At 43.6% G+C, this 20,228-nt stretch carries 18 protein-coding genes and 1 riboswitch; of the genes, 16 read left to right on the plus strand and 2 right to left on the minus strand.

Going from position 1 to position 20,228, the window contains the following annotated elements; translation table 11 throughout:
• Nucleotides 1–190: 190 nt before the first annotated feature.
• The 12 genes from V6B33_RS03365 (at nucleotide 191) to V6B33_RS03420 (ending at nucleotide 13,283) form a co-directional block, all read left to right on the plus strand.
• Nucleotides 191–919, plus strand: coding sequence for a DUF2161 domain-containing phosphodiesterase (locus V6B33_RS03365; RefSeq protein ID WP_334216311.1), 729 nt, complete (start codon nucleotides 191–193; stop codon nucleotides 917–919).
• Nucleotides 920–1,032: 113 nt separating this feature from the next.
• Nucleotides 1,033–1,581 (plus strand): DUF3231 family protein, encoded by a 549-nt coding sequence (locus V6B33_RS03370; protein ID WP_334216312.1) that lies wholly within the window; start codon nucleotides 1,033–1,035, stop codon nucleotides 1,579–1,581.
• A 642-nt stretch (nucleotides 1,582–2,223) separates the two neighbouring features.
• Entirely contained in the window at nucleotides 2,224–3,171 is a 948-nt protein-coding gene (locus V6B33_RS03375) for a heme-dependent oxidative N-demethylase family protein (protein ID WP_334216313.1), read from the plus strand.
• Nucleotides 3,172–3,181: 10 nt separating this feature from the next.
• A complete protein-coding gene (locus tag V6B33_RS03380) occupies nucleotides 3,182–3,646 on the plus strand; it encodes a hypothetical protein (RefSeq protein ID WP_334216314.1) in 465 nt (154 codons plus the stop codon).
• A 16-nt stretch (nucleotides 3,647–3,662) separates the two neighbouring features.
• The gene (locus tag V6B33_RS03385) at nucleotides 3,663–4,622 is read left to right on the plus strand and encodes a PDR/VanB family oxidoreductase (RefSeq protein WP_334216315.1); all 960 of its coding nucleotides are present in this window, start codon (nucleotides 3,663–3,665) and stop codon (nucleotides 4,620–4,622) included.
• Nucleotides 4,623–4,695: 73 nt separating this feature from the next.
• Nucleotides 4,696–6,303 (plus strand): sensor histidine kinase, encoded by a 1,608-nt coding sequence (locus tag V6B33_RS03390; protein WP_334216316.1) that lies wholly within the window; start codon nucleotides 4,696–4,698, stop codon nucleotides 6,301–6,303.
• Nucleotides 6,300–6,992 (plus strand): response regulator, encoded by a 693-nt coding sequence (locus tag V6B33_RS03395; protein WP_334216317.1) that lies wholly within the window; start codon nucleotides 6,300–6,302, stop codon nucleotides 6,990–6,992. Before V6B33_RS03390 ends, V6B33_RS03395 begins: the two co-directional genes overlap by 4 nt.
• Nucleotides 6,993–7,271: 279 nt before the next feature.
• A complete protein-coding gene (locus V6B33_RS03400) occupies nucleotides 7,272–8,249 on the plus strand; it encodes a tripartite tricarboxylate transporter substrate binding protein (protein ID WP_334216318.1) in 978 nt (325 codons plus the stop codon).
• A 74-nt stretch (nucleotides 8,250–8,323) separates the two neighbouring features.
• The gene (locus V6B33_RS03405; RefSeq protein ID WP_334216319.1) at nucleotides 8,324–8,773 is read left to right on the plus strand and encodes a tripartite tricarboxylate transporter TctB family protein; all 450 of its coding nucleotides are present in this window, start codon (nucleotides 8,324–8,326) and stop codon (nucleotides 8,771–8,773) included.
• Nucleotides 8,774–8,791: 18 nt separating this feature from the next.
• Nucleotides 8,792–10,300, plus strand: a complete 1,509-nt coding sequence (locus tag V6B33_RS03410; protein ID WP_334216425.1) for a tripartite tricarboxylate transporter permease — start codon at nucleotides 8,792–8,794, stop codon at nucleotides 10,298–10,300.
• A gap of 18 nt (nucleotides 10,301–10,318) precedes the next feature.
• Nucleotides 10,319–11,833, plus strand: a complete 1,515-nt coding sequence (tcuA, locus tag V6B33_RS03415) for an FAD-dependent tricarballylate dehydrogenase TcuA (RefSeq protein WP_334216320.1) — start codon at nucleotides 10,319–10,321, stop codon at nucleotides 11,831–11,833.
• An 88-nt stretch (nucleotides 11,834–11,921) separates the two neighbouring features.
• Nucleotides 11,922–13,283, plus strand: a complete 1,362-nt coding sequence (locus V6B33_RS03420; RefSeq protein WP_334216321.1) for an SLC13 family permease — start codon at nucleotides 11,922–11,924, stop codon at nucleotides 13,281–13,283.
• Between the two features lie 40 nt (nucleotides 13,284–13,323).
• Here the strand turns inward: V6B33_RS03420 and V6B33_RS03425 are convergent, their stop codons facing one another.
• The gene (locus V6B33_RS03425; RefSeq protein WP_334216322.1) at nucleotides 13,324–13,797 is read right to left on the minus strand and encodes an acyl-CoA thioesterase; all 474 of its coding nucleotides are present in this window, start codon (nucleotides 13,795–13,797) and stop codon (nucleotides 13,324–13,326) included.
• A 152-nt stretch (nucleotides 13,798–13,949) separates the two neighbouring features.
• Nucleotides 13,950–14,144: riboswitch (cobalamin riboswitch) on the minus strand.
• Nucleotides 14,145–14,332: 188 nt separating this feature from the next.
• Between V6B33_RS03425 and V6B33_RS03430 the strand changes: the two genes are divergently transcribed.
• Both V6B33_RS03430 and V6B33_RS03435 read left to right on the plus strand, forming a co-directional pair.
• Nucleotides 14,333–15,862 carry a flotillin family protein gene (locus tag V6B33_RS03430; protein ID WP_334216323.1) on the plus strand — a complete coding sequence of 510 codons (1,530 nt, stop codon included), beginning with the start codon at nucleotides 14,333–14,335 and terminating at the stop codon, nucleotides 15,860–15,862.
• A 373-nt stretch (nucleotides 15,863–16,235) separates the two neighbouring features.
• Nucleotides 16,236–17,201: an alpha/beta hydrolase gene (locus tag V6B33_RS03435; RefSeq protein ID WP_334216324.1), complete on the plus strand. Its 966-nt coding sequence runs from the start codon at nucleotides 16,236–16,238 to the stop codon at nucleotides 17,199–17,201.
• Between the two features lie 135 nt (nucleotides 17,202–17,336).
• On the opposite strand, the gene V6B33_RS03440 is transcribed toward V6B33_RS03435, so the two are convergent.
• Nucleotides 17,337–17,600: a hypothetical protein gene (locus tag V6B33_RS03440; RefSeq protein ID WP_334216325.1), complete on the minus strand. Its 264-nt coding sequence runs from the start codon at nucleotides 17,598–17,600 to the stop codon at nucleotides 17,337–17,339.
• A 179-nt stretch (nucleotides 17,601–17,779) separates the two neighbouring features.
• Between V6B33_RS03440 and V6B33_RS03445 the strand changes: the two genes are divergently transcribed.
• Nucleotides 17,780–19,177, plus strand: coding sequence for an FAD-binding oxidoreductase (locus tag V6B33_RS03445; RefSeq protein ID WP_334216326.1), 1,398 nt, complete (start codon nucleotides 17,780–17,782; stop codon nucleotides 19,175–19,177).
• The gene (locus tag V6B33_RS03450) at nucleotides 19,174–20,157 is read left to right on the plus strand and encodes a bile acid:sodium symporter family protein (protein WP_334216327.1); all 984 of its coding nucleotides are present in this window, start codon (nucleotides 19,174–19,176) and stop codon (nucleotides 20,155–20,157) included. The genes V6B33_RS03445 and V6B33_RS03450 overlap by 4 nt, the downstream gene beginning before the upstream one ends.
• The last annotated feature ends 71 nt before the right edge of the window (nucleotides 20,158–20,228 follow it).

Below are 20,228 nucleotides of genomic sequence, written 5' to 3' on the forward strand. Positions count from 1 at the left end.
TGCGAAATCCTGCACGAAAATCAATTGGGCAGTAATAATGTCCAACAATCATGTACATTATTTCCTATTCCAGAGGGACGGACCCATTATACAGGGGCGTCCCTCTCTTATTCTATAAATGACCCTTACAAACCATTGAAAATGGTCTATACTTCTAATAAGTACATTATCCATGAAGAAGGTTTTACATATGACTGAAAAAAAAAGTAAAGAAGCCGACCTCTATCATCCCATCCAAAAGCATTTCACCAAACTTGGTTACAAGGTCAACGGTGAAGTGAAAGATTGTGATTTGACTGCAGTGAAAGGGGAAGAACTGGTCATTGTGGAGCTCAAGCTCTCATTGACGATTGATCTGCTGATACAGGCTGCAAAACGGCAGCGTTTGACAGAGCATGTGTATATCGCCATCCCCAAGCCGAAACGCACCCGTTCCCGAAGGTGGAATGACATATGTCACTTGGTAAAAAGACTGGAAGTAGGATTGATTACCGTAACACTGACCACCAGGCCGATGGTTGAATTTGTTGCACATCCCAAGCCGTTTGACCGTAATAAAGTCATGTCCTACAGCAAACGGAAAAGAATCGCCCTCATTAAAGAAATCGAAGGGCGCAGTGCCGACTACAATATAGGCGGAAGCAATAAGATGAAAATCATGACTGCATATAAAGAAAGCTGCATCCAGATCGCATGCTGTCTCGATAAACTTGGACCAATGTCCCCAAAGGCGTTGAAACTGATTGGGACCGGCGACAAAACCCCTTCCATTTTGCAGAAGAATTATTATAAGTGGTTCGACAGGGTACAAAGAGGTGTTTACTGCATCAGTGAAAAAGGAAAGAAGGACTTAGAAGATTATCCTGAACTAACACAGTATTATGAAGGAAAGATAAACGAAGGACAGGGAAGAGACTGAGATTGATACCAAACGACATCTGTCAATTTCCATTTTTTATCCAACGATAATGAGTAGCTTCCCGATTTCAGGACATCCTAACCAATGATAAATTCTCTAAGAGGTGATTTCCTGTGCCCAATACGATGGAAGCATTGTTTGATTATTTGAAGACACGATTCGACGATGAACCGAAGCCTCGAGCACATATCGGAGAAGCGATGGGATGCTGGTTATATTATACGGCCATTGCAGAAGAGATACCGATCCTCGACGCTGCCATGAATACCACAACGGATAAAGACCTGGTAGAACTCTTGAAAGATGCCTTGAAACTGGCGACTCACCAGAAGCAGACGCTTGAAGAGTTCATGGTCAAGGAAGGGATCCCCCTTGCAGATACATCCAAACGAAAGCCGGTCTCCAATCCTAACAGTATACCCTTAGGTGTGAAAGCGACAGACACTGAAATTGCCAATCTTATTTCAGCTAAAGTGGCAACGAATATCGTGATGTGTGCCACCAATAACAGCCAAAGTGTAAGGAGCGACATCGGCCTGATGTGGATCAGATTCCAAGCGGAAAAATCTGTGTTCGGAATGGATTTGAAGACAAAGATGAAACAACGCGGCTGGCTGAAAGCCCCACCTTCCTACATACCGCCCGGGACTCCGCTTAATTGAATGAAGGAGGCTGGGACAATAGTGTTTTAATCTGAATAAAACCCGAACTAATTTGAATTCTAAGTTCAAGTAGTTCGGGTTTTTTACTATCTTTGTTCAAATGTCCATTTAGTATATAGCTTGTTCTAGCGGTTGATTGGAGTGCAAGACGAAGACTCCTGCGGGAGAAGTAGCTTATGTGAGACCTGTCCAGCTCCGGCGGCTAGAGGCTCGAGTTCATAAGTCAATCAAGCCAAAAAGGCAAAAAGCGCCTTTCCGGCTTGCTCGTCTTATGCTTGTCGCCTCTGAGCAAGCCGCCTCCGCTTTTCTAATTGTCCAGCCCCGGGGCTTAGAGGCACATGTCATAAGTCAACTCGTCCAAGAAGGCAAAGAATGCCTTCGTGGCCGATTCGCCTTATGCCTCCCGCCTCTGAGCAAAGCCCCTCCGCTTTTCTAACCCGCAGGAGCGAACGCGACGAGGAGGCTCACGGGCTCCCCGCGGAAAGCGAAGTCTTGCACGGAAATCATTAGGGTATATAGAGTCAATTCCCCTTTATGTTTTTTGCCACAGCCTCTTTTTTTTTTTAAGATACAACGCCCTTCAAATCCAATCCATTTTCCTATAAAATAAAAGAAAGAATTTTCGGAAAAAAGGATGATTGTATGAATACTGCTGCAGATATAAAAGAGTTTCCATATCCATTCAAGGGGGAGGTGTACCGCTATTCCAACAATTCCATCCCCTTGGAAACCCCCAGCTCAATCACAGTTACTTCCACGTATAAAGAAGAAATGATACTGAAACGAAAGCTCCTTGAGAACCATCCTGAACGCTGCTTTCACTCGCTTCCCCACACTCAACTGGCACAGTGGGAGATTGTAAGTACGATAATCAATCACTTGACTGCATATAATCCGAAGCTGTTTTCACTTGAGAAACAGAATCGGAAATGGACACTTCATAACAAGTTACTGAACGAAACCCACCACTTTATTTACGGTGATGAATCCAGTCTCCCTTGGCAGCCGTTGGATTTCATCGGACGGCATGTGCAGGAAGATTTGATCTTTATGATGCAAAGAGACGGCGATTTATATATGGATGCAGGGCAGCTTTGTTTTCCGGCGAACTGGTCCCTTGCATTTAATGCAGGCATGAATTTTAAACAGATTCATAGACCGATACCGGGTTTTAAAGAGGAAGGACTGGATGACCGGATCCTTACTTTTTTATTGAAGATGGAAGCAGGGGCCCCCTGGGTACGCAGGAACTGGTCTCTGATGGCGGGGAACCGTCTGGATACTTCATTGGAAACCTTCGATCAATGGGGAGGCGATCGAAGAAAGGTCACGAAAGATAATGCGGGAGAATTTGTTCATTTCAGGGTAGAAGTCCAGAAACTTTTCAGGATGCCGGGATCAAATGGAGTTCTGTTTACCATTCATACTCATTTGCTCTCTCTCGAAAAGTTCGCTTCGAATCCAAATTGGCTTAAACAATTTTTTCACATACTCAAGGAACTGCCTGATTCTGTCGCAGAGTATAAAGGAATCTCCATGTTTAAAGAACCTGTACTGGATTATCTCAGGAGACAGGATGAAGGAAAGTAGGTGAATCCTTATGGGGAAAAGCACGCCGGTCTTCTTACCGGGAAAAAGAAAATACTTATTTTGCGGGGATAAAGAGGGAATGAGCTATTTAGAGCCGGTCATATTGGCGGTGAAGGCACAGAACGGGGAGTTTGAAACGGGATTTGTGGAAATCAAGAAGAGTCCTGAATTGGAAATGTGGCTGCGATCTCAGAAGATGGGAAGCTATTTATATGTCTCTGTCTGCTGGGATCGGTATAAGGAAATAAAGGCGTTAGCAGAAAGTATTGGTTTTACAGAAGAGGAAGCGCAGTTCATGGGGCATGGGGAGAAAATCGTGAACATTTTTTGCAGCAGGTGTCATGGTATGACACGGATACGGGAGTCTGAATCGACTTTGGAGTTGAAGTGTACTCACTGCAAATTAATACTTGTTATTTCGGACCACTATTCTTTGCTGCGTGATGCATATCTCGGATATGCTGCGAAAAGATGAAAGGGCTGTGGGATAAATGAAGATACATCAAGAGATACCGGTTAAGGTTGTAGAAATAAAACAGGAAATCAGTGACGTTAAAGTGTTTACTCTCGCACCTGAAGATGGTGCTTTTTTACCTCTATTCAGCGGAGGGTCTCATATTATAACGTATATAGACACGGGGGATGGAGTCCTGTCCAGGTCATACTCCCTGACCAACCATGGCAGTGATCAAGTGTATCGGATCGCCGTCCGACAAAATGATAACTCAAAAGGAGGGTCAGTGTATTGGCACAATAGAATAAAGATTGGGGACAGTCTGCGGATCAGCTATCCCCGAAATTATTTTCCACTCAGTTTCAAAGCTGGACATCACGTATTTTATGCAGGTGGAATCGGTATTACTCCTTTTTTGTCCATGATGGAAGAGCTTACGAGGAGAGGAGCTGGTTTCGAACTCCACTATACGTCTAAAACAAGGAAGTCGTGTCCGTTCTACTCTTATTTGAAAGAGAAATATCCACATCAATCTTCATTTTATTTTTCACGGGAAAAGAACAGGCTGACAGATGCAAGCCTGCTACAGCATCCAATCGGAACACATGTATATTTCTGCGGTCCACAATCGTTCATTGAATATTTTACACAGAGGGCAGAGACCTATGGATATCCACCAGGAAGTATTCATTTTGAACGTTTTACGGCGCCTCAGTTAAAGGAAGCTCATCCATTTGAAGTCGCCCTTGATTCAGGCAGAATCATTTCAGTCAGGAAGGATCAAACGCTCTTGGACGCTCTGCTTGAAGAAGGAATCCAAACACCATACTCCTGCCGCACGGGCCGCTGCGGCACCTGTGAATTGAACGTGATTCAGGGTGAGGTGGAACATTTTGATATGTTTTATAATAAGGAGCAGAAGAGCTCACATAGGGTCATCCTTCCTTGTGTCTCGAGGGCTGCCTCCGAAAAGTTAATACTGGAATTAAACACTTAGCACGCAGTTTCCCTTTAGCAGAAAATAATGATATATTTACAGGTAGAAAATTCAGTATATTGGGAGTATTTAGATGAAAAGACTTCTAGAAGTACCACTGCAAATAAAGATACTGGGCCTGGTCATTTCACTTCTGCTTATCGTAATCGGATTGTTAACCTGGATGTTTGCCTACAGGGAATCTCAGGAAGATGTAGAACAGGCGGAGGAACTGGCGATGCAGACCGCCAAGACACTGTCATATATGCCAGTGATTCAGGAATCTTTCCGAGAGAATGAGCCCGTAGATAATTTAAGTGCGGTTACGGAACAAATCCGCGGACAGGTAGAAGCAACGGCCATCCTTATTCAAAACCGGGAAGGACAAATATATAGCTTTGTAGGACAGGGAAACGGAAGCGATGAAAAAAATCATAGATTCCGGACGCTTGTGTATGGAAGCAATGATCTGATTCATACCGGGGAAGGTGAGAACGAAGTATTAAAAGGGATTGTACCGGTTATGATCCACTATGATAACTATAAAAGGATTGAAGGGACAGTAGCGGTAGAGTTTAGTATGCAAACCATCCGCAACGGCATTGCATATGAAATTCGTACAATGCTTGCCCTATCCGGGGGCGTACTGATCCTTGGGATTTTCGGCAGTCTTTTATTAGCAAGAAGTATACGAAAAGATACATTTGGTCTCGAACCTTATCAAATCAGCGCCCTATTTAGAGAAAGAAATGCGATCCTTCAATCCGTAAAGGAAGGAATCGTTGCAATCGACCAACAAGGGACGATTACAATGATGAATCAATCGGCCCGTGAATTACTTGATACTCAAGATGAGGTGGAAGGAAAAAGGGTGACAGAAATCCTTGAATCTGCAGCAGTGGCGGATATTTTCGACTCTCCCCTGATCGTGTCAAACATCGAACTTCAATATAAAGAGAAGACGATGATCGTAAATGCCCAGCCGATTATTGAAAACAACGAAAAGGTAGGTACAGTGTGCAGTTTCAGAGACCGTACTGAAATCAAAAAAATGGTTGATGCCCTGTCGGAAGTTCAACAGTATTCACATGACTTAAGGGCTCAGACTCATGAGTTTAAAAATAAACTTTATGTTCTTCTCGGATTGATCCAGTTGGACAAGTATGAAGAAGCTATTCATTTCATCAAGCAAGAAGCGGATCTTCAAGAATACCAATCTTCAATTTTTTTTCAAAGTATTTTAGATGAAAAAGTTCAAGCCATTTTATTAGGCAAAATAGCGAAAGCTTCTGAAAAGAAAATTGATTTTCAAATAGACGGTGAAAGTTCACTTTCCCCTCTTCCGCACTATATTGGAATTTCCCCTCTTATCGTTATATTGGGTAATCTCATAGATAATGCATTCGAAGCTGTAATCGATCAAAAGGTTAAATTCGTTTCTTTCTTTGTAACTGATATCGGGGAAGATATTATATTCGAAATTGCTGACAGCGGGAAAGGCATTTCAGGAGCGGAGGAACATTTGATATTTCAAAAGGGTATATCATCTAAAGGTACTAATCGTGGATATGGACTTTCGAATGTGAAAGAAGAATTAGTGCTCCTTGGAGGCTCGATCGAATGGAGCTCTTATGAAAATGAAGGAACGGTGATGACTGTCATACTGCCGAAAGATAAACAAACAAAAGGGGAATGGGTATGATTAAAGTACTTATAGCAGAAGATGATTTTCGTGTAGCACAAATACATGAAGAATTTCTTAAGAAAAACCCAAAGTTGAAATTGGCCGGTAAAGCAATGAATGCAAAGGAAACAATTGAATTTCTGCATAGGCAGCAAGTGGATTTACTTCTATTGGATGTCTATATGCCGGATCAGATGGGTACGGACCTGCTGCATCGAATCAGGGCGGAATTTCCTTCTATTGACATCATGATGATAACTGCTGCCAAAGACAAAACCTTTTTAGAGAAGGCTTTGAGTTATGGAGTCGAACAATATTTAATTAAACCTGTAGCTTTGGAAAAATTTCAAGAAGCTATGGCGGCGTATTTACAAAAGAAAATGATGCTTGCTTCAGCTAATGAAGTTAACCAACAAGTATTGGACCATTTCTTTGGCGGAAATCAAACGAAAGAAGCTGAAAAAAGAAACCATCTACCTCCAGGGATCGATTATTTAACGCTCCATAAGGTGACGGACATCCTGCATGAAGAAAAAGAAGGCATCACCTCAGAAAGAGTAGGTGAAAAGATGGGAGCCTCCCGAACGACTGCCCGAAGGTATCTGGAATATTTAGTGGGAAATAAGGAAGCGTCGGTCGAGCATGTATATGGAATTGTAGGGCGGCCGGAGAGAAGATATCGACTGGGCAATGACAGGATAGGATAATACCAATAACTCAGGTCTGGCACAGTTTAAAGGATATTCCTTTAAACTAATGTGGCAGACTTTGTTCTTTGAAAGGGAAGGAAAGGGTTATTTATAAATAATTATAAATATTCTGAACAAAATGAACAAAAGGTCCACAAGTTTTTTAAAACACAATATTTTGAAAACGTTTACACAAATTGATTCAGCTACTAGGATTAAGTTAACGTATTTCACCGGATGGATATGGTGATGAAAACAGGTGAGTACAACAATTAAACAAAAGGGGTGCTGGATAATATGAAAAAATTAGGCATGATAATGATTATTGCAGTTATGGCTTTGATGACTGCCTGTTCAAGCTCTGCATCGGGAGGCAAGGATTTTCCTTCCAAGAATATTGAGATCGTTGCTCCCGCTTCTCCGGGCGGCGGCTGGGACCTGACGGCACGATCCGTACAAAAGGTATTGAGGGACAATGATATTGTTGATAAGAATATTAATGTTATCAATAAGCCCGGCGGAGGCGGTGAGGCAGGGTGGAAGTATCTTGAAACGAAAGATTCCCACTACCTTGCGATAAATTCGAGCCTGGTACTGACAAATAAATTACTTGGACAAAGTGATTTGTCTCATGAACAATTCACTCCAATCGCCACATTGGCGACAGAGTGGCAGGCATTGGCAGTGCCGGTGGATTCAAAGTATGACACAGCCACCGCTCTGCTTGACCAAATGAAAAAGGACCCCAAGTCATTAAAGATAGGGGTAGGACCTGGGCTTGGTAATGATGACCACTTATCTCTGGTACAAGCGGCAAGTGAAAAAGGGATCGACCCTACCAAACTTGATTTCCTTGTCTATGAAGGCGGGGGAGATGTCGTGACTGCGTTACTTGGCGGACATGTTGATGCTGTAACGACTTCCCTGTCAGAAGTGAAGGAGCAGCATTTAGCAGGGAAGCTGAAAATTCTTGCTGTTTCCTCTGAAAAGAGACTCGAAGGTCTGGATGATGTTCCCACTTGGACAGAAGAGGGTGTGGATATGGTATTTCCTCACTGGAGGGGAATCATGGGACCGCCGGATATGACAGAAGAAGAAGTGGCTTATTGGGATGAAAAAATTGGAGAAATGGTCAAAACGGATGAATGGAAGAAGATGCTCAAAAACAATGACTGGGATGACTTCTATAAAGATAGTAAAGAAACTAAGCAATTCATGAAGGAGCAAGAAGAACTGTATACGGATCTTGTGAACAGTTCAGGTTTAACCGATTAATCAAGACGCAGAATGGCATTGGAGGGGAAAGGAAGAGGTTCCCCGGTCGATGCCATTATAGGAGGGTGAAATGAGTGAGAACAATTAAACTCGGAATGCCGATTTTCTTAATATTATTAAGCCTTTCCTTTCTGATCGGATCGATGAACCTGCCAAAAGCGAACCTTGGGAACCCTAATGGTCCTCTTTATTTTCCAATAGGCTTAAGTGCATTCATGTTGATCTTCAGCATCTTTTATCTGTTCCAGGAGTGGAAAAATATAAACCGCCCCAATATGGATATTAAGCTGCTGCTTGAAGGGAGAACACCTAAACTAATTGGGCTCACAGTATTATACGGGGCCATTTATGCTCTGATATTTGAGAGAATCGGTTTCTTATTATCTACCATACTATTTTTGGGCGCTTTATTATTTACAGTCAATGGAATCAAGAAAGCCGTTGTGAATGTGATTGTTGCAATCAGTTTTTCTTTTCTATCCTGGTATGCATTCAGTGTGTTATTAGGAGTCAGTCTGCCATAGGAGGTGAGCTAAATGGATATGAGCAACTTTATGCAGGGATTAATGACTGCTTTAGAACCAGTTAATATTATGTGGGTTGTCATCGGAGGGTTTCTTGGAACAATAGTCGGGATGCTGCCTGGTCTGGGGCCGGCAACTGCTGTAGCTGTGTTGATTCCGATTACATTCGGGATGGAACCCGTCAGTGCAATCATTCTGATGGCAGCCATCTATTATGGTGCGATGTACGGTGGATCCAGGAGTTCGATTCTGTTGAATACTCCCGGGGATGGGTCAGCGATAGCGGCAACATTTGACGGGTATCCGATGGCTCAGAAAGGACAGGCAGGACAAGCGATGGCGATATCTGCTGTAGCCTCTTTCATAGGGGGGATGATGGCAGTAATAGGGTTCATCTTCCTGGCTGAACCACTGGCTAGCTTCGCATTGAAATTTGGTCCTGCTGAATACTTCCTTTTGATGTTGTTGACTCTATCAGCCATTGTATCTCTGTCTGTAGGGAAAATGATCAAGGGATTTATCGCCATGTTTCTTGGATTGATGCTCAGTACTGTCGGTATTGACACTCAAAGTGGAGTCTATCGATTTACTTTTGGCAGCTCCCATTTAAGTGAAGGGATTGATTTCTTAATCGTCATCATTGGGGTTTATGCAGTCGGTGAAGTGCTTTACAACTACTTGAAGATTGATCATGTGCAAAAAGAGAAAAAGAAAGTCGGTAAAATCTGGTTTACAAAAAATCAATGGAAACGGTCAATGTGGCCAATTCTTAGAAGCGGACCACTTGGATTCATCGTCGGGGTTCTCCCCGGGGCAGGAGGATCGATCGCTTCCATGATCAGTTATTCGACGGAGAAGCAAATCTCCAAAAAGTCAGATGAATTCGGTAAAGGGGCAGTGGAAGGACTTGCTGCACCGGAGTCAGCAAATAATGCTGCTTCAGTGGGAGCTATGATCCCTCTATTAACAATGGGGATTCCAGGGTCCGGAACTACGGCTGTCATGCTTGGAGCACTCGTCATGCTTGGGATGAAGCCTGGCCCATTGCTTTTTGAGAATGATCCGAATACCGTATGGACGTTGATCAATAGTATGTTCATAGGAAATATCGCGTTGGTTATCATCAATATTTTACTAGTTGGACTATTAGTTAAAATCCTTGATACGCCTGCGAAGGTTTTATATCCGGTCATCGTGATTCTTGCATTTATCGGAACGTACACACTCAGTTACAGTGCTGTGGACTTCTTTTTATTACTTATTTTCGGAGTATTCGGATTGTTTTTGAAGGTAATGGATTTTCCGATTGCCCCATTGGTGCTGGCATTGATTGTTGGTGCTGATATGGAACAGAATTTCAGAATGGCGGTTCTTTCATCGAATGGAAACTTAGGTATCTTCTTTGAAACACCGATAGCAATCGGATTAACTGTCTTAACTCTTCTGTCTCTATTCTATCCATTGCTAATAAAAGCTCTAAAGAAGAAGGGGAAAGACCCTGTTAACCCGATTACAAAAGATATGTAACAATGGGAGGTAATGGAGATGTCAAATCAAACATCTTATGATGTAGTCGTTGTTGGTGCTGGTAATGCTGCTTTATGTGCTGCCATTTCGGCATGTGAAGAAGGAGCGAAAGTGTTGGTACTGGAGAAAGGACCAGAGTATAAAAGAGGCGGAAATTCATTCTTCACAGATGGAGCGATCAGGGTTGCCTATCATCATCTCAACGATATCCGTAAAGTTGTACCTGAACTTTCAGATGAGGATGCCGCTGCGATTGTCATGCCGGATTATCATGAAGAGGACTATTATGAAGATATCATGCGCGTCACGAAAGGCGAGAGTCAGCCTGAACTTGCAAAACAGCTGGTGGATCGTTCGTTTGAAACATTGGTCTGGATGAAAGGACATGGAGTTAAATTTGAATTGAATTACGAGAATCAGTCTTATGAAAAGGATGGCAAGCGTCAATTTTGGGGAGGTCTCCCGGTTAAGACCGAAAATAAAGGAATCGGATTGATGAAGCAGCTGTTTAAACGGGCACAGGAGCTTGGTGTTGAGATCTGGTACGAGGCAGCAGCAGTGGAACTTGTAAAAAAAGAAGAAAAAATCAGCGGTGTTGTCGTCCAACAGGGTGAAAATGAGATGACTGTTGAAACAACCGGAGTTATTCTGGCATGCGGGAGTCTGGAAGCAGACAAAAAACTTCGAAGTAAACATCTCGGTGAAGAATGGGAAGCAGCGATCGTCCGTGGTACTGAATACAATACGGGTGACGGGATTTCGATGGCGACAGCTATTGGGGCAGAGAAGTTTGGGGAATATTCCGGCTGTCATTCGATAGGGACAGACTTTAATGCACCAAAAGTCGGGGACTTCAATAAACCAGGGGATATTTATAAGAAACATTCCTATCCTCTGAGTATCATGCTGAATAAAGAGGGGAATCGATTCGTAGATGAAGGCGCTGACTTCCGGAATTATACATACGCAAAATATGGCCGGGAAATTCTGAAACAACCTGACCATGTTGCTTATCAGATTTACGATTCTGAAGTACGTCCACTTCTACGAAAGGAATATGACCTGGAAGAAGCCACCTGTTATAAGGGTGAAACCCTCGTTGAGCTAGTCGATCAGTTATCTGTGGACAAACAGCAATTTCTAAAAACGATCGAAGAATATAATCAAGCCGTTCAAGCAGGGGAATACAATCCGACAGAGAAAGACGGGAAGAAGACAGCCGGCTTAAACCCTGAAAAAACGAACTGGGCATTAAAGATTGAAAAGGGCCCTTTCTATGCATACCCGGTGACGTGCGGAATTACCTTCTCATTCGGAGGTCTGCATGTAAATCCATCAGGAGAAGTATTGAAAAAAGGTAGTGAACCATTGTCAGGGTTATTCGCTGCGGGAGAAATGGTTGGGGGAATCTTCTATCACAACTATCCTGGAGGGTCGGGATTGATGTCAGGAGCGGTTTATGGGAAATTGGCAGGTTCCACTGCTGCCCGCTATGTACTTGGCCATAAGCAGGATACAAAGATTACGAATTGATCTTTAGTGGTTGAAAAGAAAGGAAGTCACCTGAATATCGGTGACTTTTTCCTTTTGGATGAAGACTTCATAGATGGGAGTTAAAACAATGAGAAAACCACTACTATTGGTCTTTACATTAGTCATGTATGGGTTGTTTTTTTTGCCTGTTTTTGGGTGGGATGACAAATGGAAAGCAATCGCGGCTCTTATTATCATTCAAATATTATGGATAGGCAAAGTCTTTCCGCTTGCTTTCAGTTCTCTGATATTCATTCTGCTTCTTTCATTCCATTTTTTCTCTTATGAACAAACTCTGAGCTACTTCAGTTCGGGAATTGTTTGGTTGTTATTCTCGACATTCATCATTTCATCATCCTTTATTGAAACAGGACTTGCAAGCAGGGTATCTCTTTATATGCTAAGGCTCTCCAGGGGATCCGGAAAAGCATTGATTTTCATTTCTTTCTTGTTGATGCTTGTGCTGTCCATTCTCATTCCTTCTAATGTCGGAAAGGGAAGTCTGGTGTCCTCTGTCCTGGACAGTTTAATGAAAAGTCTAAAGAAAATAGGGGACGTATACCATTTAGGTAAATCCTTGTTTATAGGGATTGCTTATCTGGCTGCTATTTCAGGTGCTTTTGTTGCTACGGGGGCAAGCTCTACGATTTATGCGTTCGGGATCATGAATGACGTATCCCCCGATTTGAACTACTTAAAATGGTTTATGTTATTCGGGATTCCGGTTTTGTTGTTTATTTTCATTCTGTGGGGGATCTTCCTGTTTATATTCCCTCCAGAAAAAATAAACAGAAAGCTCCTAATGAAGTTAATTGAGGACAAGATCGGTGAATTGGGACCTGTAAGCACGAATGAAAAGAAAGTCATGATCATTATAGGGGGGACATTGATCTTATGGGTCACCCAGCCATTACACGGGTATTCCATTCCCCAAATCGGTCTGCTCGGTGCTTGCGTGACTGTACTTCCTTACGCGGGGGTGTGGGGATGGGAGCAGGCAAGAAAGTCCATTGACTGGGATTTGATCCTCTTTTTTGCTTCGACATTAATGGTATCAGGGATGTTGATCCGAACCGGTACAATCGATTGGATGGCTGCCGCTTTGAATCATATTCTTGCAGGTCATTCCCCTTGGGTAGTCTCTCTGATTCTTGTTATTAGTACAAGCATCATTCGAATTGTGTTTGTGAATATATTAGGTTTCTTGACAATCATGCTTCCATTGGCTATCACGATTGGAACCTCGAACCCGGCTTTATCGCCTTTGCATATGGCAATGCCTGTGTTCCTTGCCTGCGTGCCGGGCTTCTTTCTAGTCACCCAGTCTCCTGTACATTTGATCAGTTACACGTATGGTTATTTTACAGATAGGGACTTGCTTAGGGTTGGTTGGATAGCGTCAGTTGCATGGGCTGGTGTCATAGCAGGTTCAGTGTTTTTTTATTGGTAGGCAGCAGGGATGAACAGCAAATCGTTCATCCCCTTTTTTATTACTTGATCAAAGCCCGATTCTTCCGATGTTCCTTCCGCTTGAGAGCGGTGTTGAACAGCCGGGTCTCTTCCTCTGATTCTGGAATGACTTTCGGTACGGGCTTTGGTTTTCCGTTTTCATCAACGGCTACCATCGTAAGAAAGGATTCAGTGGTGAGGGTCTGGATGCCTGTCAGTAGATTCGTAGAGTATACCTTTACATAAACCTCCATTGAAGTCCTTCCCGTTGAAGTCACAATTGCTTCAAGGCCCAGTGCGTCGCCGACTGTTGCAGATGAAAGAAAGTCAACCGAATCAATGGAGGCGGTGACCACTACGGAGCTGGAATGTTTCATGGCGGCAAGTGCAGCTATTTCATCAATATAAGCTAATACCTTTCCTCCAAAAATCGTCTGCATGTGGTTTGTGTCCGGCGGCAGTACCAATTTAGTCTGGATCGTACGTGAACGTTCAGTTGGATAAGCGTGTTCCATAACCTGTCATCTCCTCATCTGTCTTGAATATAAAAAAGCATCTCCCTTTTATAACGAGGAGATACTGCTATTCCAGACGAACAATCAAGATCCATTGATACCAGATGTGTTGTTCCATATAGCGTAACACCCTCCTATCTCCCGTAGGAACTCTGTGTTCTTCCCGATTGGCAGGTTTCCTGGCTCGGCATCTTCGATAGCTTATCCCTTCCCATTTCCTAAAAGAAAACAGTGGGCATCATAAGAAATCTCAGCCTTACAGTGGCGGGACCGCGTTGGATTTTCACCTACTTCCCTTTTAAGAAGAGTGTCAACAGACTCTCTTCACCAATGAGCAATTATGAAATTTGCGAACGCTATTATTCTACCATATTCGACGTCTTCCATCCTTACTTTGTCAATAAAAAGGGAATATACTGATATTTTCCCAATTTTTATGAAACCTTTAGTGATCGTGATCCGTAGATAGTCATATAACCATTATAAAAGCAGAGAAGAGTATGACTGCTAACTATTATTCAGGGGGTAGGTAAGAATGGGTTCACTAACTGCAATCGGAGTAATTATGTTCCTTATTCCTGTATTGATCGTAGCGGCGATCGTTGGGATCGCGTATTATTTCTGGATGAGATTCCGCTATCGTACTGCTAGATCCAATCAGGCATTGATCATTACGGGTCCGAAACTCGGGGATCCAGAGAAAGAGACGAATATTTTCACCGACCAGGAAGGGCGTTCCATGAAAATCATAAGGGGCGGTGGATACCGCCTGAGACGATTCCAGACGTCTACGCCTGTTAATCTGACTTCTTTCCAATTGAAACTGTCCACACCGCGTGTCTATACAAACGGAGGCGTGCCGATCGTGGCAGATGCCGTTGCAATGGTCAAGGTGGCCGACACGCTAAACGGAATCGCTAACTATGCGGAACAATTCCTTGGTAAAGATCAGAAGGAAATCGAAGATGAAATTATTGAAGTACTAGGAAGTAATCTTCGTGCAATCTTGTCAAAAATGACCGTGGAAGATATCAACAGCAACCGTGAGAAGTTTAACGCCGACGTATCGGAGATCGCCCAGAAGCAGCTTGATCTGATGGGCTTCAAAATCACTTCTCTCGGCTTGACGGATATACGCGATGCCGATGAGGAAAATGGATACTTAAAAAACCTTGGCCGGCCACGAATCGCCGAAGTCCGCAAGCAAGCTGAAATTGCGGAAGCAAATACTGAACGAGAGACGCGGATTCACCGAGCCCAGACCGACCAGGAAGCGAAGGAAGAAGAGTATAAACGCCAAATTTCCATCGCAGAGTCCAAAAAGGAAAAAGACATCAAAGATGCGGCATTCAAGGAAGAAACAGAACGTGCACGGGCGAAATCGGAGCAATCCTATGAATTGGAAAAAGCCAAGCTTTCCAAAGAAGTAAAAGAAGAAGAATTGACGCTTCAATTCCTTGAGCGTGAACGAGCGGTTAAGCTCGAGGCAGAGGAATCGAAAGTGCGTCAAACCAAAGCAGACGCCGAATACTATGAGACGACCCGTAAAGCTGAAGCAGAAGCGCGTAAAGCTGAAATCGACGGGGAAGCGAAAGCGAAAATCCGCCGTGAGGAAGGTTCAGCTGAAGCGGATGTCATCAGACAGCGCGGTAAGGCAGAGGCGGAATCACGTAAACTGCTGGCTGAAGCAATGGAGAAACACGGAGACGTCATCATTACAGAAAAACTGATCGAAATGCTTCCTGTGTTTGCAGAGAAGATCGCACAGCCTCTCAACAATATTGATTCGGTGAAAATCATTGATTCCGGTAATGGTCAGGGCGTCCCATCGTTTGGAAGAAGCATCACAAAAACGATGGTGGATATGCAGGAGCCGTTGAAGGAAATGACAGGGATCGATGTTGGTGAACTGTTAAGGTCTTATGCAAATAGACGGCCGGAAAGACCCTTTCAGCAGCCGGCAATTTCAGAATCGACAGCAGAGGAAGAGGCTGCCCCTGCTCTAAGTGCTGATAAGGGGGAATCCCAAGAGGAAATGAGGACAGGTAGAGGGGATGAATCATAGTCTGTATTCATGAAGCCTTCCTAAAAAGTCTTGGGTAAAAAAGGCGAATTGAATAGTTGATGCGAAAGTATAAAGTAAGATTACACAATGACTGAATAAAGGAGGAATTACATGTGGATACCGGATTGATATTCGCTTTTTCCATTGCGGTTGGTTCACTGGGGGTAGCGATAAGTGCTTTATCGGTTGCCGGCAAACTTGAAAAAAGAGTAAAAGAATTAGAGAAAAAATAATGTGAGGACTAAAAGCGCTCAGAGTTTCTGGGTGCTTTTTATTTATTTACGCAGCTTCCTCAAACTGACAGGTTTCTAGTAAAAATCTCCGGGGTATCAAGTAAGTGTAACGAAAGTATAGTAGTGAAGGAGATACGTATATGATAAAACGCATCGGCTTGATTATAAGTTGGCTGCTCTTCATAACAATGATCGTTCTTGTCGGTGCTGCGAATTATTTTTATGACGTCGCCATCAACCGCAGTGATGAAGCGATCAAGCTTTACGGTTCAGAGGAAGCGGTTGAAGCGGTAAGTGCGCTGGAAGAAGAACAGAAACGATTGCAGGATCTAAGGAGCTGGACGGTGAAACAGAATTTCGAAGAAGTGGAAATTCAAAGTGACGATGGTTTGACGCTGAGTGCACTATATCTGAACAATGATGGCGGGATTGGTAAAACGGTTATATTGGCTCATGGCTATAAAGGAAACAACGAGCAGCTGCCTGAAGTGACAAGATTTTATTATGAAAAGGGATATAACATATTGAAGCCCGATGCAAGAGGGCATGGGAAAAGTGAAGGGGACTATATCGGATATGGGTGGCATGATCGGAACGATCTAAGAAAATGGATTGATTATGTCATAGAAGAAAAGAATGATACTTCCATCTTTCTTCACGGCTTCTCAATGGGTGCGTCGACTGTCCTCATGGCAGCAGGCGAAGACCTTCCCGGTGAAGTAAAAGGAATCATAGCGGACAGCGGATACACTTCAGTTAAAGATGAACTGGCTCATCAGTTGAAGTACCTTTACAATCTGCCTTCTTTCCCGCTGATGGATATTACAAGCATGGTCACTGAAATACGGGCTGGATTTTCATTTGAGGAGGCATCAGCACTGAATCAGGTTCAGAAAAAGAAAAGTGAGTTACCACTATTTATCATCCATGGTGAAAAAGATGAGCTTGTACCGCCGGAAATGGCTGAACTGTTATATGAAAAAACATCAGGTAAAAAAGAATTATGGATCATACCGGATGTCGGTCATACACAAGGTTTCCTTGACGAGGAAGAAGAATACAAACGCAGGCTGATGGAATTCATTGAGGAAGCAACGGAACAGTAGGGATGAAAACAGGCTGGGATAAATGTGTCCTAGCCGAATAAAAATCCGAACTTTCATTCAAATTCTTTATTTAGAATTCGAATTGGTTCGGATTTTTTTATAGGCCATAATGTTTTAGTTTTGTGCCAGCTTCCATCAGTCTTTATTCGGATAGCCGCTTGAGTCAGGTGATACCATGCCGCCTGCTCCGGTTGAGTTGACATCAGGATCTGCACCTTTTGGCTGATTCGGCAGGGAAGAGTGCATTTTTTTGTAAGAGGAATCTGTATCTGATTGAGAGTCTGCAAAGGAAACGACTTTAAAATCAGAACCGACCAGAGACTTCTTAATTTGATCTTTCGCTTCATCAGTAGATAAAGAGTCCGGGGAGTACTCAACTTCAATGGTTAACGTTTTCAATTTTGTGCCTCCTTTAATGAATGAATTATTTCTGTGTTTCCCTCAGATAGTTTTTTCTAAACTTCCCAAGCTCCCGTTTTTTAAACTCATGAGTAAAAATCACTCTGATCCTATTGTAAAATTCAGATTATTATGTATAATTGCATACATTATACAATTTGCCAAAGGAGGAGAGCTGGATGACAGTTAAAGTAAATGGGCTGCTTCATGAATTAAAAGAATTGCTGAAAAGTCATCAAGTAACAACAAATGAAACGGTTCTGGAACAGCATGGGAAGGATGAATCTTATCATCACCCGTTCTCTCCTGATATTGTTGTGTTCCCTGAGAATGCAGAGGAAGTAAGCAAGATTGTAAAATTGGCAGGTACATATGGTACTCCGATCGTCCCATTTGGTTTAGGCACAAGCCTGGAAGGACACGTGATTCCTTATGACAAAGGGATCAGCATTGATTTTTCCCAAATGAACAGAATTCTTGAAGTAAGGGAAAAGGATTTCCTTGTCAGAGTGCAGCCGGGAGTGACCCGGTCCCAGCTAAATAAGGAACTGAAGAAACATGGTTTATTTTTCTCAGTGGATCCTGGTGCTGACGCGACATTGGGAGGGATGGCTGCCACGAATGCGAGTGGGACGACTTCCGTCAAATATGGTGTAATGAGAGATCAGGTGAGGGATTTGGAAGTCGTGCTTGCATCAGGGGAAATCATACACACAGGGAACCTTGCACAAAAATCCTCATCAGGCTATAATCTGAATCATTTATTTGTTGGTTCTGAAGGGACGCTTGGATGCTTTACTGAATTGACATTGAGAGTATATGGAATACCTGAACACATCCTGGCTGCAAGAGCGTCATTCCCACATATTGAGGATGCAGTCGAAGCGGTCGTCTCGATTCTTCAAGCCGGGATCCCTGTTGCCAGAGTGGAACTGGTCGATGAGGCTTCGATGAGGCAGGTGAACATGTTCAGTGATACAGATTATATAGAGAAGCCGACCTTGTTTCTGGAGTTTCACGGAAACGAAGCCGGGCTGAAGCAGGATGTGGCATTCATGCAGGAAATCGTTTCAGACCATGGATGTGAGGAGGTTCATTTCGAGGAAGACCAGGCAGCCAGGAATAAGCTGTGGGATGCTCGTCATAATCTTGCATATGCATATATCCACGGCAATCCTGGTAAAAAGATGATGGTAACCGATGTCTGTGTACCCATATCCGAATTATCCGGTGCAATCAATTCCGCCCGCGAAAAGCTTGATGAGCTTAATCTTACAGGAGGCATCCTCGGCCATGTTGGTGATGGGAATTATCATGCACTTCTCATGCTCGACCTAAGCAACCCGGAAGAAGTCCGACGTGCAGAGGCATTCAATGAACAGATCGTAGAATATGCCCTTGAGAGAAACGGGACATGTACCGGAGAACATGGGGTAGGAACAGGGAAGATGAAATATCAGAAGAGGGAGCATGGCGGAGCACTGCAGGTCATGAAGAATATAAAGGATGCCATTGACCCGTCCGGACTATTGAATCCCCATAAACTGATCCATACAACGAAGGAGGAAAAGGGATGAGACTACTGGAATCTATCAGTCATCTGGCAGGAAAGTATTTCGCCGTCTGGGTCATTCTTGTGGCCGCGGCCGCCTATTTCATTCCGGCACCATTTTTACCGTTGGGAAGCTATATCACGATCCTTCTCGGTGTCGTCATGTTCGGGATGGGGTTGACGCTCCAGCCGGTTGATTTCAAACTTGTTCTTCAAAAGCCGCTTCCTGTCATCACAGGGGTACTTGCTCAATTCATTATCATGCCCCTCGGCGCGTTTGGGATTGCATATGTGATGGGTTTACCGGACGAGCTTGCAGCAGGCTTGGTGCTGTTAGGTTCAGTTCCAGGCGGGACAGCGTCGAATGTCATGGTGTATCTGGCGAAAGGCAATCTGGCATTATCGGTCGCGATGACGTCTCTCTCCACACTGCTGGCGCCCCTGGCCACACCTCTCATATTATTGGCGTTAGCCGGACAGTGGCTTCCGGTCGATCCCTATGCCATGTTCCTGTCAATCGTACAGGTGATCATCATACCGATAACGCTTGGTTTGGTAATCAAAAAGCTGTTCCCGGGCACCGTGGAAAAAAGTCTGAATGTCATTCCGTTGATTTCGGTGGCGGCAATCATCATTATTGTATCAGCAGTTGTTTCTGCAAACGTTGAGAATATTGCATCTTCCGGCTTCATGGTTTTCTCAGCTGTGATGATGCATAACATTCTTGGTTTGGCGCTGGGGTATGGTACAGCCGGCCTGATGAAATTGGATGAAAGCAAACGGCGTGCCATTTCGATTGAAGTGGGGATGCAGAACTCAGGGCTTGGGGTGGCCCTTGCAACTGCCCATTTCGGACCTCTGGCAGCGCTCCCGAGTGTCATTGCGGCAGTCTGGCACAACATCTCGGGACCAATCATCGCAACCTACTGGAGTAAAAAGACTGTAGAAAAGGATAAAAATGAAATTATGGATAAGGGCAATGAGCCGCAAGCGTCTGTTAGATAAAACGAAAGGTGGTACCGAAAATCCCGGTACCACCTTTTTTTATTTATGAAGAATATTTAGTTGTAATGTGC

Origin of the sequence: Mangrovibacillus sp. Mu-81, from assembly GCF_036867415.1 — a bacterium.
Classification (GTDB): domain Bacteria; phylum Bacillota; class Bacilli; order Bacillales; family Bacillaceae_B; genus Rossellomorea.

Excerpts from the sequence above, each read along its gene's own strand:
- V6B33_RS03425 (WP_334216322.1), bottom strand. The coding sequence starts at position 13,797 with ATGGAACACGCTTATCCAACTGAACGTTCACGTACGATCCAGACTAAA.
- V6B33_RS03420 (WP_334216321.1), top strand. The coding sequence starts at position 11,922 with ATGAGAAAACCACTACTATTGGTCTTTACATTAGTCATGTATGGGTTG.
- V6B33_RS03410 (WP_334216425.1), top strand. The coding sequence starts at position 8,792 with ATGAGCAACTTTATGCAGGGATTAATGACTGCTTTAGAACCAGTTAAT.
- V6B33_RS03380 (WP_334216314.1), top strand. The coding sequence starts at position 3,182 with ATGGGGAAAAGCACGCCGGTCTTCTTACCGGGAAAAAGAAAATACTTA.
- V6B33_RS03435 (WP_334216324.1), top strand. The coding sequence starts at position 16,236 with ATGATAAAACGCATCGGCTTGATTATAAGTTGGCTGCTCTTCATAACA.
- V6B33_RS03445 (WP_334216326.1), top strand. The coding sequence starts at position 17,780 with ATGACAGTTAAAGTAAATGGGCTGCTTCATGAATTAAAAGAATTGCTG.
- V6B33_RS03450 (WP_334216327.1), top strand. The coding sequence starts at position 19,174 with ATGAGACTACTGGAATCTATCAGTCATCTGGCAGGAAAGTATTTCGCC.
- V6B33_RS03390 (WP_334216316.1), top strand. The coding sequence starts at position 4,696 with ATGAAAAGACTTCTAGAAGTACCACTGCAAATAAAGATACTGGGCCTG.
- V6B33_RS03365 (WP_334216311.1), top strand. The coding sequence starts at position 191 with ATGACTGAAAAAAAAAGTAAAGAAGCCGACCTCTATCATCCCATCCAA.
- V6B33_RS03385 (WP_334216315.1), top strand. The coding sequence starts at position 3,663 with ATGAAGATACATCAAGAGATACCGGTTAAGGTTGTAGAAATAAAACAG.
- V6B33_RS03395 (WP_334216317.1), top strand. The coding sequence starts at position 6,300 with ATGATTAAAGTACTTATAGCAGAAGATGATTTTCGTGTAGCACAAATA.
- V6B33_RS03400 (WP_334216318.1), top strand. The coding sequence starts at position 7,272 with ATGAAAAAATTAGGCATGATAATGATTATTGCAGTTATGGCTTTGATG.
- tcuA (WP_334216320.1), top strand. The coding sequence starts at position 10,319 with ATGTCAAATCAAACATCTTATGATGTAGTCGTTGTTGGTGCTGGTAAT.
- V6B33_RS03430 (WP_334216323.1), top strand. The coding sequence starts at position 14,333 with ATGGGTTCACTAACTGCAATCGGAGTAATTATGTTCCTTATTCCTGTA.
- V6B33_RS03375 (WP_334216313.1), top strand. The coding sequence starts at position 2,224 with ATGAATACTGCTGCAGATATAAAAGAGTTTCCATATCCATTCAAGGGG.